Genomic DNA, 17100 nt, shown 5'->3' with positions numbered 1-17100 from the left:
AAACTCTCCCTTCTGCCCGGCTCAATGTCTTCCGCCTTCGAGATAGGCGGCACGGACTTCCGGATTGGCGAGTAGCTCCTTGCCGGACCCGCTCATCGTTACCTTGCCGTTCACCATCACGTAAGCGCGGTGCGAAAGCTTCAGGGCAGCAAATGCATTCTGCTCGACGAGGAAGACGGTGAGGCCTTCCTGCTCGTTGAGCTTCTTGATCGCCTCGAAGATGCCCTTGACGATCAGCGGCGCGAGACCGAGCGAAGGCTCGTCGAGAAGCAATAGCTTCGGACGGGCCATCAGCGCGCGGCCGATCGACAGCATCTGCTGTTCACCGCCAGAAAGCGTGCCGCCGCGCTGCGCATGGCGTTCCTTGAGGCGCGGAAACAGCGTGAAGATCTTCTCGGTATCCTCGTTGAAATGTTTGAGGTTATCGAGACCCGCACCCATCTGCAGATTTTCCGTGACGGTCATGCGCGGGAAGATGCGGCGACCTTCCGGGGACTGCGCAATGCGAAGCCGCGCAATGTCGTGCGTCGGCATGCGGGTGATGTCGCGTCCTTCGAAGATGACTGAACCCTTGCGGGCCTGCGGGCTGCCGCAGATCGTCATCATCAGCGTCGACTTGCCGGCGCCGTTTGCGCCGATAAGGCTGACGATCTCGCCCTTGTTGACGTCGACATCGATACCGGCGAGCGCACGGATGTTGCCGTAATAGGTTTCGACGCCCTGAACCTTGAGAAGCTGTTCGCCGGCCATCAGTTTGCGCCCCCTTCGAGGCTCTCGACGGTTGCGATGACCTCTTCCACTTCCTCGTCCTCAACACCGAGATAGGCCGCGATGACCTTCGGGTCGTTCTTCACGTGCTCCGGCGTGCCGTCGGAAATCTTCTGGCCGTATTCCAGCACGACGACATGGTCGGAGATTTCCATGACCACCGACATATCGTGCTCGATGAGCAGGATCGAGGTACCGGTCTCGGCTCGAATTTCCTGCAACAACGCATTGAGGGCCGCCGATTCACGCGGGTTAAGGCCGGCGGCGGGCTCGTCAAGGCAGAGCAGCTCCGGCTCAGTGCACATGGCGCGAGCGATTTCGAGACGCCGCTGCGCGCCATAGGGCAGATCGCCTGCAGGATCGTCGGCGCGGCTGGTCAGATCGGCCTTTTCCAGCCAGAAGCGTGCGAGCTCGATGGATGCCGCAGCCTCTTTCCTATACGGACCAATATTGAGAAGGCCAAGGATCGTGTAGCCCGATGCCTTCATCAGCTTGTTGTGCTGGGCAACAAGCAGGTTCTCCAGAACGGTGAGGCCCGAAAACAGGCGGATGTTCTGGAAGGTGCGGGCGACCCGGGCTTCCTTGGTGATGCGGAAATCCGGCAGACGCTCGAGCAGGTATTGCTTTCCGCTCCGCTGGTTCAGCGTGACCATCCCCATCGTCGGCTTGTAGAAGCCGGTGATGCAGTTGAAGACGGTCGTCTTGCCGGCGCCGTTCGGACCGATCAGCGCGGTGATGTCGCCGCGCTTGGCTTCGAAGGACAGATCGTTGATGGCCATGAGGCCACCGAATTTCATCGACAGATGCTCGACTTTGAGCAGGGTATCGCTGGACATTGTCGTCATTTCTGTGGGGCTCATCAGCCGTGCCCCTCCTTGATGAAGCTTCCGGAGACTGCCCTGCGTTCCTTGAGGAAGGCAGTCGGTTCACGCGAGCCGACGAAGCCGCGCGGCTTGAACAGCATGACGATGACCATGGCGAGGCCGAAGAGAAGCATGCGGTAGAGTTCCGGCGTGAAATCCGGACCGAAGACAGCTTTCAGGAAGTCCATTTCGCGCAGCACTTCCGTACCACCGACCATGACGACCGCAGCAATCGCAATACCGGTCAGCGATCCCATGCCGCCGAGGACGACGATAGCCAGAATGACGGCTGATTCCAGGAATACGAACGATTCCGGCGAGACGAAGCCCTGGCGCACTGCAAAGAATGAGCCGGCGACGCCGCCGAACATAGCGCCCGTCGCAAAGGCGGTGAGCTTTGTCGTGACCGTATTGATGCCGAGCGAACGGCAGGCGATCTCGTCTTCGCGCAGAGCTTCCCAGGCGCGGCCGATCGGCATGCGGCGAAGCCGGATCGTGACATAGGCCGTCAGCATGCAGAGACCCAGGATCAGATAGAAGAGGAAAATCTTGTAATAGGCCGATGACATCGGAAGGCCCATGAGCTTGGCAAAGCCGCCCGACGTCGCATCGAAAGGAATGCCGAACAGCGTCGCCTTCGGGATGCCCGAGATGCCGAAGGTGCCCTTGGTTACAGCCGTCCAGTTGATGAGCACGAGACGGATGATTTCACCGAAGGCGAGCGTCACGATGGCAAGATAGTCGCCGCGCAACCGCAGGACCGGAAAGCCGAGGATGACGCCCCAGAGTGCCGCCAGAATGCCCGACATGGGCAGCAGAAGCCAGAAGGACAGGCCGAAATAGCTGGACAGCAACGCGTAGGAATAGGCCCCAACCGCATAGAAAGCGACGTAACCGAGGTCAAGCAGGCCGGCCAGGCCGACGACGATGTTAAGACCCCAGGCGAGCATCACGTAGATGAGGATCTGAATGCCGAAGTTGTCGACCCATTTCAGTGAGCCCTGCGCGCCGAAAGCCGCATAGATGGCCGCCGGGTAGAGCAGCAGCGCGACCAGCGCGATTTTCAGGAAATGCTGGCGGAGAAAACCTTTCTCAGTCGAGATGTCGAGCTCGCCATGCTTCGCCTTTGCAAGCTTGCGCTTGTCGATGTTCGGCTTCACAAAAACGACGATGACGAAGCGGCTGATCGCAGCGATCGCCACAAAGATCGCGAGCAGGCCCCAGCGCTGAACGATGATCAGCTCGTTATTGATGTTCTGGTCGGTCTTGAGGCCGACATAGAGAACGAACAGGCCGAGAGAAAGGACAGCCGCGAAGAAGGCTTCCGTAAGGCCCTTCTGGACAAGCCCGGGTGCGGGCTTGCCAGCAGAATTTTCAATGTTTGCCATGATGTTATACCTTCTCGACTTCCGGCCGTCCGAGGATGCCGGTCGGCTTGAAGACCAGGACGAAAGCGAGGATCGCAAAGGTCGCGACATCCTTGTAGGCGATCGTGAAATAGGCGGACCACAGCGACTCGATGAGGCCGATCATCAAGCCGCCGAGAACGGCACCTGGCAACGAGCCGATGCCGCCGAGAACGGCTGCGGTGAAAGCCTTGACGCCCGGCGTGAAGCCATCGTTGAACGAGGCGACACCATAATACATCAGATACATCGTGCCGGCGACGGCGGCGAGCGCCGCACCCATGATGAAGGTGATGGAGATCGTCTGATCGACGTTCACGCCGAGAAGAGCGGCCATCTTGCGGTCCTGCTCCGTCGCGCGCTGGGCGCGTCCGAGCGCCGTGCGGTTGACGATATACCAGAAGGCGGCCAGCAGCACCACGGTGATGACGATGATGATGATCTGCTTCAGCGAAATCGAAATGCCGCCGATGTTGTAGACCGAGCCGACGAGCGGCGGAATCGGCTTGTTGCGTGGGCCCTGCGTCACCTGGATAAAGTTGGACAGCGTGATCGACATGCCGATCGCGGTGATCAGCGGCGCCAGGCGGAAGGAACCGCGCAGCGGCCGGTATGCAACCCGCTCGATCGTCCAATTCCACAAACTCGTCATCAACATTGCAACGACAAGCATCAGCAGCAGAAGAACTGCGACCGGAAGGCCTGCGAAGATGGATGTGAGAACGAGAAAGACGATAAGAGCGGCGAAACCACCGAGCATAAAGATATCGCCATGGGCGAAATTGATCATGCCGATAATGCCATAAACCATCGTGTAGCCAATAGCGACAAGGCCATAGATGGATCCGAGCGTCAGCCCATTAAAGAGCTGCTGGACGAAATACTCCATATCTCATTTCCCCTGGATGCGAGCCAACATGACTGCATCTCTTTTTGGTCTGTAGTTCCCTTTTATCGGAACCTCATGTGGGGCATCCATACCGCTTTCCGCGGAAATGTGAAGACAAAAAGGCTTTACTGGGTCAGATTCTTGTCCAAACGAACGTAAGTGGCGCGTTTCGAACCAAAATCCACATTAAAGAGGCATTCCCTGGGGAAATTTTAGTCAGAAACCGGCTGTGGATTAACCAAATCGCCTGCGAGGTGGGCAACCCTTGGCATGATACCTTTTCCACAGAAAAGGAACTCTCAGCAAATTTCGTACAAAATTCGAGGGCCGGACGCGAAAAACATCTCAAGGCAGGTGGATATCTGCAGGATGATTTTTTGGCCGCCCAAAAAAATAGCCAATCACCATATTATCTATATACTGCAGACGGGCTTTCAGGATGCTTGCGTTCATTGAGGGGAACATGCTGGCGACATTCGAAGAGGCGGCACTTGAGGCGGGAAGAACGATCATAGCGATCTTCGAGGAAGGCTGCGCCGTCGCGACAAAAGCAGATTCAAGCCCTGTAACGCGCGCCGATGAGGAGGCGGAGAAGATCATCCTCGCGCATCTTGCGCACAGCTATCCAGATATTCCGGTAATTGCCGAAGAATCGGTGGCAGCCGGCCGCGTGCCGGATATCGAGGGGACGGCCTTCTTCTTGGTGGATCCGCTCGACGGCACGCGCGAATTCGTCGACGGACGGCGGGAATTTACGGTCAACATTGCCTATGTCGTGCATGGCGTACCGCTTGCAGGCATCGTCTATGCGCCGGCACTCGGCGTTGCCTTTACAGGCGAGGCTGGACACGCGGAAAAACTCGTCGTCGGCGCCGATTTTACGGTGATGGAGCGCATCGCGATCACGGTCCGAGAACCGCCCGCCAAGCGTCTTGCGCTTGCCAGCCGCAGCCACAAAAGCCCCGCGACCGACAGCTTTCTCGCTGAGCAGGCGATCTCGGATTGCACCAATATCGGCTCTTCGCTGAAATTCTGCCTGCTTGCCGAGGGAAAGGCAGACGTCTATCCGCGCTTTGGCCGCACGATGGAATGGGATACGGCAGCGGGCGACGCGGTTCTGCGCGCCGCGGGAGGCACGACCGTCACCATAGATGGATTGCCGCTCACCTACGGCAAGACCGGCGACAGGGCGGATTTCGACTTCGCCAATCCCGACTTCATCTCCTGGGGCGGCAGGGAAATGCCCGTGCAAATGCGCATGGCTTCAGGCGAAAACCATTAAAAATCAAAGAAAAAGGGCATTTTCATCGGCGCATTCCGAAGGCGCCTTACGATGCGGGCCGCTTCTCGGCCTCAACGCCACAGCCGACACCACGAATCGCCTCGCCGTCGCAGCACCTGCAAGCCTCTTCAGCCACGAAGGCCAGGGCCACCAGATCAAGGTCAACAAAGCGTCGGCCGGTGATACGGCGTCGCTGCTGTTTCGGTCAGGCTGGTCCCGCCGCGCGGAAATGGGACTTGCCGGCAATGACGAATTTACGGTGAAGGTGAGCGGCGACGGCGCAAGCTGGCAGACGGCGTTGGCGATCGCGGCAGGCGGCATCGTGAAAACGCCCGCACCGACCCGGCAGACGGCTTTCGGCCTCGCGCAGCTTGCAAGCGGCGACCGGCTCTCGATCCTTCGCACCGGCACCGCCCAATACGAGTTCGGTGCCGGGAAGACCGAAGTGAGCGCCATTCTGCCTTGAACGGCTTATAGCAATCTGTAGCGGAAGGCGCGGGCGACGGCTTGCATGCGATTGACCGAATCGAGCTTGCGCATCGCGCCCTTCAGATAGCCGACCACCGTATGCGACGAGAGGTCGAGGATGATCGCAATCTCGTCGCTGCTCTTGCCCGCCGCCGACCAGCGCAGGCATTCGATCTCGCGGCGGGTAAGATTTTCCCGAGGCCCCTCGTCTGCGCGGTTCTCGCTGCTGAAACGGTCGAGCGCTTCCATCGCTGCATAAAACAGATCCATCTCTTCTTCGCGCGAAAGCGCGGCGCGGCTACCGGAGAAGGCAAAGATGTATTGCTTCAGGTCGGCGTCGTGCAGCGAAAAGCCGAACGTGTTCTGCAGCCCATGCATGCGGAACAGCGCATTCAGCCGGCGGTTTTCCTGCCGGCATGATCGTGCGCTTCAGAACACCCACTAGCCGGCTGCAATGGAACAGATCGGCCTCGCCATAGAGATTGGCGAGGTTCTGCGGCCAGTTGCTGGCAATGCGATTTTCGAGAAAAGCCGTGCTGTCGCCGCGCGGAAAGGCTGCGAAGAGATAATAATCGAAGCCTGCGGCTTTCGCCATACTCTCCAGCCGGCGCTTCAGTTCCGCCTTCGACTCGCCTGTTCGAACGGCAGTGGAAAGCGGAAAAGCATTATCGTCTGCGCAGTTGCGGGCTGCGCGCTCACGTCTAGTCATCGTCTTTTCCTCAGCCGCGGCCGTCGCTCACGCCCCTCGCTCGACAGCCTTGCGGCGCCGGACAACAGCAAGACTGCAACAATGCCCCGCGCCGCAAGGACGGGAGGCATTCGGACGTAATCTTTGACTGATGCTGCGAGAAGAGGAGACGGGGTCTAGCGCTCATTCATGATGTTGCGGCGCTTATAAAGCCGTCGCCGAAATATCGATACTATTTATTCAGCATGGGAGCCATGCGTCCCGTACAAATTGACGCTACAGCAGGCAAGAAGTCGCGGTACGCGGGAAAGCGGCTAAAGTTGTTATCAAAGTCTTACTATGCGCTTAGGCAATTTTTAAATGTGACGGGCTAGAGTGCCGGCGTGGTCTTGAGTTGTGTAGAGAGTCCAATGACCGAAATGATACGTCCCCGAGTAAAATATGTCATCGGCCCCGATGGCAGCCCGCTGACGATTGCGGATCTTCCGCCGCCGAATACAAGGCGCTGGGTTATCCGTCGCAAGGCTGAGGTTGTCGCGGCGGTTCGCGGTGGCCTGTTGAGCTTGGAAGAAGCCTGCGAGCGTTACACGCTCACGGTCGAAGAATTCCTGTCCTGGCAGTCGTCGATCAACAGCCACGGCCTTGCCGGCCTGCGCACGACGCGTATCCAGCAATACCGTCACTGAACCACCTGCTACAGGCAAAGACATTATTTCGGGCCGGGCGCATCTCCCTGAAGGGAGTGAAGAAGGCCCGAAATTATTGTTGACGCTGCGTAGCACCAGAGTCCGGGCTGTGTGAAAGCATCCGCCAGGCCCGTCGTCTTCGCCGCCGCAATCACGATCGCCACCAGTAATACGTCCATCATCGACCACTTGGACAGATACGGCACGGCGTAACGATAAAACCAGCTGCCGGTCCCGCCGCCGGCAGCCGTCGCCTCGGCGGCGATGCCGATGATCTTCAGGATTGGCAATACGACCGACACGATCCCGACGACCAGCGCAAGCGGGATATCCCCTCCGCTCCAGAGCGAAGCGACGATCTCCACCAGCGACGGTGTTTCATTGAAGAAGTAGAGTTTCTCGAATCGGATCAGGGGCAGGACCAGCCCGAGCGCCAGGAAAAATGGTGCTGCAACAAGCAATACCGGCCGGACTCCCACCAATTTTCTCATCGGATACCCTTTGACTGAACACTGTGTCGCCGCCTGCACCGGCTTGGCATGGCTACACCGCCATGTCACGATCTGGCTCAACAACATCGGTTTTCGGAGAAAATACAATGGATATTCGCAACGAAGACAGTGCCTCGGGCGGCCGCTATGTGGCCGAGGTCGACGGCCACGAGGCCGAAATGAGCTATTCCCGCACGTCGCCGAAGCTCATCATCATCGATCACACCGGCGTGCCGGATGCCCTTCGCGGCAAAGGCATCGGCCAGGCGCTTGCGCTTCACGCCGTCGAAGAGGCGCGAAAGGGCGGCTGGAAGATCTTTCCGCTCTGCCCGTTCTTCAAGGCGCAATCACAACGCCATGACGATTGGCGCGACGTGGTGAATTAACAACACCAAAAGCCATGTATGACGGACTTATGCCCATCATACATGGCTTCTTCAGGCGATCCCAGGACGCCGCCGCCGGCGTCCGCTGCCAGCCAATCAGGCGCGGGCCCGAATGGCGCCATCCCGCTCTTCGAGCGCGGTAGCACGGGCATATTCCGCCTGCATCTCCTCGAGCGCCTGCTCCAGCGACTCTTCCTGCATCTTCAATTCCTTGATGGAAACCTGAAGATTGTCGGCGCGCTGGCGTGCCGCCTTTGCGAAGGTCGGGTAGGCGAAGTGATTCGGGTCGGAAATGCCGGACTTCTTCTCTTCGACGACGATCTGGCTTTCCAGATCCTTCGTCATCCGTTCGAATTCCGACATCATCATCTGCAATTGCTGCAGCTGACGTCGTTTTTCGTTCACCTGAAACTCCTTCAGGCGAACTAGGCTCTCACGCGACTTCATACGCATTACTCCAGTGATGCGAGATCCCGGCTCTACTAAATTGCCCTTGCGCACCGGTTTGAAACGGTCTGCCCAAAAAATTTCCGTCGATATTAACAAAAACCTACCGGTGGTAACCTTTCGTTTACGGGCATCGTTAATGATAGTGCCGATGATTTAAGGGTCGGTAAACATCACTACGCGATTTCCGGATCCTGTTCATTGGTGAGTCGAATGAATCGCTTACCGGTCATTCTTAATGTAAAAGTTAAGGGTTGGCGTTGCGAATTCTCGTTGGAAAACAGCGAAATGGACAAATTGCTTAATAAATTCGTTACCTCTTGCCAGAGTGAATCAGAATTTGTTAACCATTTCGTGGCAGCTTCCAAATCACGCAGTGAAGTATTCGGGTATCGCGTAGGGGGCCAGACCACCTTTCGGCGGCGGTAAAGGGGATAATAATGCGGGTACTACTTATCGAAGACGACAGCGCGACAGCGCAGAGCATCGAACTGATGCTGAAATCCGAAAGTTTCAACGTCTACACCACCGATCTCGGTGAGGAAGGCGTCGATCTCGGCAAACTGTATGATTACGACATCATCCTTCTCGATCTGAACCTTCCCGACATGTCCGGATATGAAGTGCTCCGCACTCTCCGCCTGTCCAAGGTCAAGACACCAATCCTTATCCTCTCAGGTATGGCAGGCATTGAAGACAAGGTCCGCGGCCTTGGCTTCGGCGCCGACGACTACATGACCAAGCCGTTCCACAAGGACGAACTGGTCGCCCGCATCCACGCGATCGTCCGCCGCTCCAAGGGCCACGCGCAGTCGGTCATCATGACCGGTGAGCTGCTGGTCAATCTCGACGCCAAGACCGTTGAGGTCGGTGGCCAGCGCGTTCACCTGACCGGCAAGGAATACCAGATGCTGGAGCTGCTTTCGCTCCGCAAGGGCACGACGCTCACCAAGGAAATGTTCCTCAACCACCTTTACGGCGGCATGGACGAGCCGGAACTGAAGATCATCGACGTCTTCATCTGCAAGCTGCGCAAGAAGCTCGCAAACGCTGCCGGCGGCGCAAACTATATCGAGACCGTCTGGGGCCGTGGCTATGTTCTGCGCGAACCGGACGGCGCCGAATATGCCGAAACCGCTTGAGACGCTGAAATTACCCTTTCCGATTATGAAATATCCCGCTTTTCCGGCGGGACTTTTCGTTTCGGACCTGCAAAAACAAAGCCGCCCGGAGGCGGCTCGACCCTTTGAAAATCTTGAAAATCAGGCGGCGATGGCACGGTTGCCGAAAACGGCCGTCAGGATCTTGCGGTCGAAGGGTTTGAGCAGGAAGTCGGTAGCCCCTGCCCGCTTGCCCATCATCAGCTTCTTGAGATCGGCCTCGATCACGCAGTAGTAGATCTTGACCTCCTTGCCGCCTTCCATCGTCCGGATGGTGGAAATCAGTTCGAGCGCGCCGTCCATGCCGGAATCGACGATCATATATTCCGGAAGCTCGGCCTGGCAGCGCGAAAGCGCTTCACTTGCATTGGACGCCTCACTGACAAGGAAATCGAGTTCGGAAAGGATGCGTTTTCCGACCTTGCGGACGACATCCGAACTATCAGTGATCATGAACCGCTGCATGCCTGCTCCTTCGCTCCACTTTTACTCCAGTGGCGCTTCCTCAGTCCTCGAGAATAGGTCCATTAGGCTAACGAAGTGTTACCCGGATCGCAGCAGGCTGCAGCGATGCAACCATGACGCTAGACGGAAACGGACTCAGCGGTGAAGATAATTTCTTCGCCCGTCGCGCTGTGGCCAAGCTCCATGCCGCACTCTTCGGCAAGCAGGACCGTGTAGTAAGGCTGGATCGAATGCGCATCGATCGCCTCCTCGACTTGGCCGGATGTGATTTCCACGAACTTCGCCGGCACGCGCATCAGCTTGCCCCTGGCGACGATCTTGAACTTCGCGTCGAACTCCGGATTCTCAAGTGTTACTTCCAGCAAGCCGCCGCGCGGGATCGAGGAATAGGCCACAAGGAAAAGATTGAGCAACAACTTGACCCGGTTCTTCGCGACGATCGCGCGCGGCCCGTTCCAGATCACTTCGGTCTTCTTTTCGGCGACCGCGAAATCCTTTGCAGCACGCTCAGCCTCGCCGGTATCGATCGAAGCGCCGACCGAACCGGAAGCTCCGAATGCCAGGCGTGCAAATTTCAGGCGGACCGAGGCATTGAGCGCGCTCGTGCGGATGAGGTCCATGGCGTCCGAATCGGCGCCGCCTTCATCCAGCAGTTCGAGGCCGTTGTTGATCGCGCCGACGGGCGAGATGACGTCATGGCAAACACGGCTGCAAAGTAGCGCGGCCAGATCCGGACCGGTCAATGTAAGATTGGGGTTCTTGGACATCATGGTCTCCTGAAGGCGGTAAATTCATCCCGCCTATCTTGCTTGATCAAAATTGCACGAAGTTTGCGCCGTACTCTCCGCCATAATGACACCATATTTGGTAAACCGATTATTAAGACGATCCGCGCAAAATGCATCCACTGCCGGAAACGGCTCATCGAACCGACCATGATGAACGGATGACACCATGCGCCTTCAATTCCCCGGAAGATTTATGGGCTTTTGCCGGCTCCTCGTCGCGCTGACCATTTCCGCATTTATGCTCTCCCCTCACCAGGTAGCCGCGCAGCAGCAAGCCAACAGCGGCCAGTATACGATGCAGGAGATCGTCGATGCCGGCCACTCCTTCTTCGGCTCGACCAGCGGCGGACTGGCGAAGGTCGTCGAAGCAGCCTTCCAGAAATACGGCTTGCCGAACGGTTACGTTCTAGGACAGGAAGGGTCCGGCGCCTTCATCGCCGGCCTGACCTACGGCGAAGGTCAGCTCAACACCAAGAACGCCGGCGCACATCCGCTTTACTGGCAGGGTCCGTCCCTCGGTATCGACTACGGCGGCCAGGGCTCGCGCGTCATGATGCTGGTCTACGACCTGCCGTCAATCGACAGCATCTATGCCCGCTTCGGCGGTGTCAGCGGCCAGGCCTTCGTCATCGCCGGCTTCGGCATGACGCTGCTGAAGAACAACAATGTTCTGGTGGTTCCGATCCGCACCGGCGTCGGCGCCCGTCTCGGCGTCAACGTCGGCTATCTGAAAATCACGCCAGGCCCGACCTGGAACCCCTTCTGAAGCTGCGATCCGGCGGCGGGATTCTTCCCCGCCGTCACCTATCCGCCACTTGCTCTAGGCGCAGCGCGTGCTTTAATCATTGGCGCTGACGCAAATCAAACCTTAAAGCAGTGGCCGCGCCGTGATCGAATATGCTCTTCTGTTCGGACTGGGTTTCCTGACGGCGGCGTTCCTCGTCTTCCTGATTTCTCCCGCAATCCATCGCCGCATCGTCTGGTATACGGAAAACCGCATGAAGGCGACGATGCCCCTCAGCCCCCAGGAAGTGCGGGCGCAGAAGGACATGGTGCGGGCGCTCTACGCTGCGGAGAATGCTAGAACGGCACAGGACCTGATACGCGAGCGTGAAAAATCCCTGTCCCTGCAGCTTCGCCATGATTCCCTTGCGCTCGATGCCGGCCGCTTGTCGTCCGAAATCGGCGCATTGCAGGCCCAGATCGGCGATCTGAACGTCGAGGCTGCCGAACTCCGTTCTCATCTGCGCAAGGGCGAGAACTATATCAGCCAGTTGAAGACGAGCCTTCACATTGCCGAACAGGCGAGTTCTGCAAAGGAAAGCGAGATCGAGACGCTGCGCGCGCGCCTCAACAAGCTCGCCGAGCAGGCGGACAACCTCAAAATCGACATGGCGGCGCGCGAAACTGAGATTGAAAGCGTAAAATTCCGCGCCAATGCGCTGCGCGACGAACGCGACACGTTACGCCAGGACGTCAATCTTCTGCAGAAGCGGGCCAAGGATGCCGAGCAGAAGCTGACGCAGCAAGAGCATATGGTGATCCGCCTCGAAGACAAATCCGCGCGCGAAACAGCTGCTGCTGCCGACAAGGAAGCGCTGCTCGGTCGCCGCCAGCAGGAAATCGCCAAGCTCAAGGAGCAGTTGAAGTTGCTCAACGTCGGCCTGCGCAAGGCAAACCGTGCGCTTCGCGATGCGGGGCTGGCAGCGGTTGAAACCACGGGGGAGGAACTGATGCAGGAAGAAGCTCCAGCTTCCGAACTTGATTCAGCAGCGGTTGCCGCCCGCCTTGCCGAAGAGGTTCGCGCTCGCAGTGCAGCCGTTTCCGATCGCATTTCCAAGGCGAAGGCGACGACGGGCAACGACAGCGCCATGCGCGAAGAGATCGCTTCGATCGCGGCCGGCGTGGTCGCTCTGACGGCGCTTAACGAAGGCTCCTCCTCGCCAATCCGCGACCTTCTGCCGGAGGATGCGGCCAATGAAGAGGGCGAACGCGTGAGCCTCGCCCAGCGCGCGGCAACGATCCTGTCGCAACCGGGCTGATTCAGAGACGGCCAGCCACGGACGCCATCGCGAACAAAGTAATGCCGGTCGCCGTCGCGACATTGAGGCTATCGAGGCCGGAAGATTGCGGAATGCGTGCGCTCCTGAAGCGCGACAGGATCGCTTCCGGCAGCCCTTCTCCTTCCGTACCGACCACCAGCGCCATACGATCCGAAGGCGGTATCGCCCGGATGTCCGTCGCGCCGCGCGGCGACAGCGTCCAGATATCGAAGCCACGTTCGGCGAGCGCGGTGAGGATATCGAGGGCGGAACCGCTCCGCTGATAGGGAACGCTCAGCACGGACCCCACGGAAACGCGCATCGCCTTTCGGTACAGCGGGTCGCAGGACGTCTCGTCGAGAAAGATGGCGTCCGCGTTGAAGGCAGCCGCATTGCGGAACATCGAGCCTGCATTGTCGTGATTGGAAATGCCGCAGCCGACGAGCACGAGTGTGCGCTCCGGCAGGCTATCGAGCAAGCTCTCGCTGCCCGGGATGCGTCGGCCGAGCGCCAGCACGCCGCGATGCAGATGGAAGCCGACGATTCCGTCGAGAACATCCGCCTCGGCGACGTAGACCGGAACGTCGTCCGGGAAGCGTGCCAGGATGTCGGACACCCCGTCGGCGCGATTTCGCAGCAGCAGGATCTTCTCCGCCTCGAAACCACTTCTTGCGGTATGGGCTTCGGCCAGCATGCGCAGCACGACAGTGCCTTCGGCGATGAAGCGGTTCTGTCTGCCTGTCAGGTCGCGCTCGCGGATCGCGCGGAATTCCGCAATGCGCGGATCATCAGCGCTTTCGATCGTGATCGGCGCGGCGACCATCGGCCTTAGTTGCCGGCGACGGTGATGTCGGCAATGAGCCGGCCAGCCTTGATGTCGAAGACAAGCGCCTGGCGCTTGCCGTCGACGGACTGGCCGAAGAACAGAACCTGGCTTCCGGAGAGCGACGTGGAGTGCACGGCGAAACCGAGCGGCAGGGAAACCGTGGACCTGACCGGCGAATCCGAAGGAACGCCGGAGCTGGAGACCGCTGCCGGTTCGGCCTCCATCGTCTTGTAGACAACGGCGCCGAAGACCGCCATAAGGCTCACGAACATGATGGCGCCGGAAACGATCTGCAGGCGGACCATCTTGCGCCGGACATTTTCCATTGCCGGGTCAAGGGGCTGTTCTTCCTGATCGTCTGGCTCGATTTTCGTCATAACGGCGTCCTATAAATACTTTCGGAGAAGAAGCGTCTTGAGCGACCCCTTTAAACAAGCATCAGGTATTAGGAAAGTCCTGACTGCCGATGAGAATGCCGAAGGCCGCCTCGATGCCTGGCTGACGGCTCAACTCGGCGAAGAATTTTCCCGCAGCCGCGTCAAGGTGTTGATCAAGGACGGTCAGTTGCTCGTGAACGGTGCAGTCGCCCTCGATCCGCAAAAGAAGGTTCGCCCCGGCGACAATTACGAAATCCTGCTGCCAGAGCCGGAAGACCCGACGCCGAAGGGCGAGGATATCCCGCTCGACATCCTTTACGAGGACGACCACCTCATCGTCATCTCGAAACCGGCCGGCATGGTCGTCCATCCCGCCGCCGGAAACTGGACGGGCACCCTCGTCAACGCGCTGATCCACCACTGCAGCGACAGCCTCTCGGGCATTGGCGGCGTCCGGCGGCCCGGCATTGTGCACCGGCTAGACAAGGATACGACCGGCGTGATGGTCGTCGCCAAGAACGACATCGCCCACCGCCACCTGTCGCTGCAGTTTGCCGACCACGGCCGCACCATGCCGCTCGAACGCGCCTACCAGGCGATCGTCTGGGGCCGGCCGCGCTCGCTCTCAGGCACGATCAATGTGCCGCTCGGCCGCTCCACTGGCGACCGCACGCGCCGCTCGGTCAAACGTGCCGACAGCCAGGATGCCGACGAGGCCATCACACATTACGAAGTGCTGGAACGCTTCCACGAGAACCCGGATGCTACAGCGCTTGCTTCGCTGGTGGAGTGCCACCTGGAAACCGGCCGTACCCATCAGATTCGCGTCCATATGGCCCATATCGGCCACCCATTGCTTGGCGACACGGTCTATGGCGCGCATCTGAGAACCAAGGCCAATCTGCTGCCGGATGAAGCCCGCAAAGTCGTCAACAGCTTCGGCCGACAGGCGCTCCATGCCTATATGCTGCAGTTCGAGCATCCCCGCACCGGCGAGCTTATGCACTTCGAAGTGCCGCTTCCCGAAGATATGGTGGAACTCGCGGAGGCGCTTCGCCGTTAGCCGTATAACGTCTTCGTGAAGGCTTTTGACGGGCTTGAACCGCTGTTCCGCCATACTTATCTATATATAGACTTAGTGCGGGCTTGGATTTGAGCCGCACGTCCCGGTTCGCCTGTTCCGACGCGGGGACGCGTTCCATCGGGAACCGGAATCTATACAGGAGGGTGCAATCATGGCCCGCAATACCTTGCCGTCCATTACCGCCGGCGAAGCCGGTCTTAATCGTTATCTCGACGAAATCCGCAAGTTTCCAATGCTGGAGCCGCAGCAGGAATATATGCTGGCAAAGCGTTATTCCGAGCACGGCGATCGCGAAGCTGCGCATAAACTCGTCACCAGCCACCTGCGCCTCGTCGCCAAGATCGCGATGGGCTATCGAGGCTATGGCCTGCCGATCGGCGAAGTCGTGTCGGAAGGCAATGTCGGCCTCATGCAAGCCGTGAAAAAGTTTGATCCGGAACGCGGTTTCCGTCTCGCCACCTACGCCATGTGGTGGATCAAGGCCTCGATCCAGGAATATATCCTGCGCTCGTGGTCGCTGGTGAAGATGGGCACGACCGCAAATCAGAAGCGCCTGTTCTTCAACCTGCGCCGCCTGAAAGGCCGGATCCAGGCGATCGACGAAGGCGATCTGAGGCCGGAGCATGTCGCGGAGATCGCCACGAAGCTGAACGTCTCCGAGGAGGAAGTCGTTTCGATGAACCGTCGCCTTTCCGGCGACGCTTCACTGAACGCGCCGATCAAGGCCTCCGAAGGCGACAGCGGCCAGTGGCAGGATTGGCTCGTGGATGATCACGACAGCCAGGAAGACGTGCTGATCGAGCAGGACGAGCTCGAAACGCGCCGCCGCATGCTCTCCAAGGCGATGAGCGTGCTGAACGACCGCGAGCGCCGCATCTTCGAGGCACGCCGTCTTGCTGAGGATCCGGTCACTTTGGAAGATCTGTCGGCCGAGTTCGACATCAGCCGCGAACGCGTGCGCCAGATCGAAGTCCGCGCCTTCGAAAAGGTGCAGGACGCCGTGCGCAAGGAAGCTCTGGAGAGGGCAAAAGCCGTCCGCGTCGTCGAAGCCACGGCATAACGGGTTCCACGCCCCGATATGAAATCGGAAAGCCGCTTGCTGCAGATCGCGGCCGGCGGTTTTCCTTATTTATGGGTCGCAAGAAGCGATGAGCCAGAAGCCGAAATTGTTCGGAGCAGACTACAGCGTCTATGTGCGGGCCGTGCGGCTCGCCTTGCACGAAAAGGGCGTCGACTACGATCTGGTGCCCGTCGATGTCTTTGCCGCGTCGGGACCGCCGTCATCCTATCTCGCCCGGCAGCCGTTCGGCCGAATCCCGGCCTTCGAGCATGATAGCTTCAATCTCTATGAGAGCGGAGCGATAACGCGCTATCTCGACGAAGCATTCGAAGGTCCGAGGCTGCAACCGGCAACTCCAAAGCAGCGCGCCCGGATGAATCAGATCATCAGCATCGCGGATGGATACATCTACTCCAACCTCGTCTGGGGAATGTATGTGGAACTGGTCTCGAAGCCACTACGCGGGGAGCCAAGCGATGAAAGGCGAGTGGCCATCGCGCGATCCAAAGTGCCTGTTTGCCTGCAGGCTCTGGCGGATTTGATGGACGGGGCACCCTGGCTTGGCGGCGAGAGCCTGACATTGGCCGATCTACACGTCGCGCCAATGATGGACTACTTCTTGATGGTTCCGGAAGCGCGAGGACTGCTGGAACAGCACCCCGCCCTCGCCTCCTGGTGGCAACGCATGGTCGAGCGTCCAAGCATGCATTGCACGAACCCTCAACGTGAGGCGGCGGCAGCGGGCGCTCTTCCGAAACATAGGTAATTGCTGGCCGATATTGGATTGCTGGCGCCATTGCGCCCTTCTCCCCGCAAGCGGGCGAAGGAATATGTGTCGCGCCGTTTTCCTCAATCGGCAACGTTGAGTGAGGCAGGTCCCCTCTCCCCGTCAAAACGCGGAGAGGGTTAGGGTGAGGGAACTCC

22 protein-coding genes are annotated in these 17100 nt (G+C 59.1%); 10 read left to right on the top strand and 12 right to left on the bottom strand.

Translation table 11 applies throughout. The features are described 5' to 3' along the window. Nucleotides 1-21 precede the first annotated feature (21 nt). From ACZ9BX_RS00800 to ACZ9BX_RS00785, 4 genes are read right to left on the bottom strand one after another with little or no spacing between them, the layout of a single operon-like run. Nucleotides 22-750, bottom strand: a complete 729-nt coding sequence (locus ACZ9BX_RS00800) for an ABC transporter ATP-binding protein (protein WP_132564171.1) — start codon at nt 748-750, stop codon at nt 22-24. Next, a complete protein-coding gene (locus ACZ9BX_RS00795) occupies nt 750-1628 on the bottom strand; it encodes an ABC transporter ATP-binding protein (protein WP_476215031.1) in 879 nt (292 codons plus the stop codon). Before ACZ9BX_RS00795 ends, ACZ9BX_RS00800 begins: the two co-directional genes overlap by 1 nt. Then, entirely contained in the window at nt 1628-3019 is a 1392-nt protein-coding gene (gene livM, locus ACZ9BX_RS00790; protein ID WP_476215029.1) for a high-affinity branched-chain amino acid ABC transporter permease LivM, read from the bottom strand. Before livM ends, ACZ9BX_RS00795 begins: the two co-directional genes overlap by 1 nt. A 4-nt stretch (nt 3020-3023) precedes the next feature. Next, nucleotides 3024-3926 (bottom strand): branched-chain amino acid ABC transporter permease, encoded by a 903-nt coding sequence (locus tag ACZ9BX_RS00785; RefSeq protein ID WP_476215027.1) that lies wholly within the window; start codon nt 3924-3926, stop codon nt 3024-3026. Nucleotides 3927-4389: 463 nt separating this feature from the next. On the opposite strand from ACZ9BX_RS00785, the gene cysQ reads away from it, so the two are divergent. Further along, complete coding sequence (gene cysQ, locus ACZ9BX_RS00780) at nt 4390-5208, top strand: 3'(2'),5'-bisphosphate nucleotidase CysQ (protein WP_476215025.1); 819 nt, start codon at nt 4390-4392, stop codon at nt 5206-5208. A gap of 229 nt (nt 5209-5437) precedes the next feature. Continuing rightward, nucleotides 5438-5674 (top strand): hypothetical protein, encoded by a 237-nt coding sequence (locus ACZ9BX_RS00775; protein WP_476215023.1) that lies wholly within the window; start codon nt 5438-5440, stop codon nt 5672-5674. A 5-nt stretch (nt 5675-5679) separates the two neighbouring features. Here ACZ9BX_RS00775 and ACZ9BX_RS00770 read toward each other — a convergent pair whose 3' ends face one another. Both ACZ9BX_RS00770 and ACZ9BX_RS00765 read right to left on the bottom strand, forming a co-directional pair. After that, the gene (locus tag ACZ9BX_RS00770; protein WP_476215021.1) at nt 5680-5946 is read right to left on the bottom strand and encodes a helix-turn-helix domain-containing protein; all 267 of its coding nucleotides are present in this window, start codon (nt 5944-5946) and stop codon (nt 5680-5682) included. Between the two features lie 28 nt (nt 5947-5974). Beyond that, complete coding sequence (locus ACZ9BX_RS00765) at nt 5975-6385, bottom strand: hypothetical protein (RefSeq protein ID WP_476215019.1); 411 nt, start codon at nt 6383-6385, stop codon at nt 5975-5977. A 389-nt stretch (nt 6386-6774) separates the two neighbouring features. Here ACZ9BX_RS00765 and sciP point away from each other — a divergent pair, with 389 nt between their 5' ends. Further along, the gene (gene sciP / locus ACZ9BX_RS00760; RefSeq protein WP_007533628.1) at nt 6775-7050 is read left to right on the top strand and encodes a CtrA inhibitor SciP; all 276 of its coding nucleotides are present in this window, start codon (nt 6775-6777) and stop codon (nt 7048-7050) included. Between the two features lie 23 nt (nt 7051-7073). On the opposite strand, the gene ACZ9BX_RS00755 is transcribed toward sciP, so the two are convergent. Further along, entirely contained in the window at nt 7074-7541 is a 468-nt protein-coding gene (locus ACZ9BX_RS00755) for a paraquat-inducible protein A (protein ID WP_132564401.1), read from the bottom strand. Between the two features lie 107 nt (nt 7542-7648). Here ACZ9BX_RS00755 and ACZ9BX_RS00750 point away from each other — a divergent pair, with 107 nt between their 5' ends. Next, entirely contained in the window at nt 7649-7927 is a 279-nt protein-coding gene (locus ACZ9BX_RS00750) for a GNAT family N-acetyltransferase (RefSeq protein ID WP_027510138.1), read from the top strand. Between the two features lie 96 nt (nt 7928-8023). Here the strand turns inward: ACZ9BX_RS00750 and ACZ9BX_RS00745 are convergent, their stop codons facing one another. Continuing rightward, nucleotides 8024-8374 (bottom strand): hypothetical protein, encoded by a 351-nt coding sequence (locus tag ACZ9BX_RS00745; protein WP_027510137.1) that lies wholly within the window; start codon nt 8372-8374, stop codon nt 8024-8026. Between the two features lie 440 nt (nt 8375-8814). On the opposite strand from ACZ9BX_RS00745, the gene ctrA reads away from it, so the two are divergent. Continuing rightward, a complete protein-coding gene (ctrA, locus tag ACZ9BX_RS00740) occupies nt 8815-9516 on the top strand; it encodes a response regulator transcription factor CtrA (protein ID WP_027510136.1) in 702 nt (233 codons plus the stop codon). Between the two features lie 120 nt (nt 9517-9636). On the opposite strand, the gene ACZ9BX_RS00735 is transcribed toward ctrA, so the two are convergent. Both ACZ9BX_RS00735 and chpT read right to left on the bottom strand, forming a co-directional pair. Next, on the bottom strand, nt 9637-9999 hold the full coding sequence (locus tag ACZ9BX_RS00735; protein ID WP_476215016.1) for a response regulator: 363 nt from the start codon (nt 9997-9999) through the stop codon (nt 9637-9639). 119 nt (nt 10000-10118) lie between these two features. Next, nucleotides 10119-10766, bottom strand: a complete 648-nt coding sequence (gene chpT, locus ACZ9BX_RS00730; RefSeq protein ID WP_476215014.1) for a histidine phosphotransferase ChpT — start codon at nt 10764-10766, stop codon at nt 10119-10121. Nucleotides 10767-10953: 187 nt separating this feature from the next. On the opposite strand from chpT, the gene ACZ9BX_RS00725 reads away from it, so the two are divergent. Further along, the gene (locus tag ACZ9BX_RS00725; RefSeq protein WP_476215013.1) at nt 10954-11553 is read left to right on the top strand and encodes a DUF1134 domain-containing protein; all 600 of its coding nucleotides are present in this window, start codon (nt 10954-10956) and stop codon (nt 11551-11553) included. A gap of 121 nt (nt 11554-11674) precedes the next feature. Further along, complete coding sequence (locus ACZ9BX_RS00720) at nt 11675-12829, top strand: hypothetical protein (protein ID WP_476215011.1); 1155 nt, start codon at nt 11675-11677, stop codon at nt 12827-12829. A 1-nt stretch (nt 12830) separates the two neighbouring features. Here ACZ9BX_RS00720 and ACZ9BX_RS00715 read toward each other — a convergent pair whose 3' ends face one another. Both ACZ9BX_RS00715 and ACZ9BX_RS00710 read right to left on the bottom strand, forming a co-directional pair. Then, on the bottom strand, nt 12831-13652 hold the full coding sequence (locus ACZ9BX_RS00715) for a TrmH family RNA methyltransferase (RefSeq protein WP_476215009.1): 822 nt from the start codon (nt 13650-13652) through the stop codon (nt 12831-12833). Between the two features lie 5 nt (nt 13653-13657). Further along, nucleotides 13658-14032 carry a hypothetical protein gene (locus tag ACZ9BX_RS00710; RefSeq protein ID WP_027510130.1) on the bottom strand — a complete coding sequence of 125 codons (375 nt, stop codon included), beginning with the start codon at nt 14030-14032 and terminating at the stop codon, nt 13658-13660. 37 nt (nt 14033-14069) lie between these two features. Here ACZ9BX_RS00710 and ACZ9BX_RS00705 point away from each other — a divergent pair, with 37 nt between their 5' ends. The 3 genes from ACZ9BX_RS00705 (at nt 14070) to ACZ9BX_RS00695 (ending at nt 16942) form a co-directional block, all read left to right on the top strand. Further along, on the top strand, nt 14070-15095 hold the full coding sequence (locus tag ACZ9BX_RS00705) for an RluA family pseudouridine synthase (protein ID WP_476215006.1): 1026 nt from the start codon (nt 14070-14072) through the stop codon (nt 15093-15095). A 172-nt stretch (nt 15096-15267) separates the two neighbouring features. After that, the gene (gene rpoH, locus ACZ9BX_RS00700) at nt 15268-16176 is read left to right on the top strand and encodes an RNA polymerase sigma factor RpoH (RefSeq protein WP_476215004.1); all 909 of its coding nucleotides are present in this window, start codon (nt 15268-15270) and stop codon (nt 16174-16176) included. Nucleotides 16177-16264: 88 nt separating this feature from the next. Further along, nucleotides 16265-16942 carry a glutathione S-transferase family protein gene (locus tag ACZ9BX_RS00695; protein ID WP_476215002.1) on the top strand — a complete coding sequence of 226 codons (678 nt, stop codon included), beginning with the start codon at nt 16265-16267 and terminating at the stop codon, nt 16940-16942. The last annotated feature ends 158 nt before the right edge of the window (nt 16943-17100 follow it).

This window comes from Rhizobium sp. USDA 3886, assembly GCF_056279785.1.
This window is presented reverse-complemented; position numbering and strand designations above follow the sequence as displayed.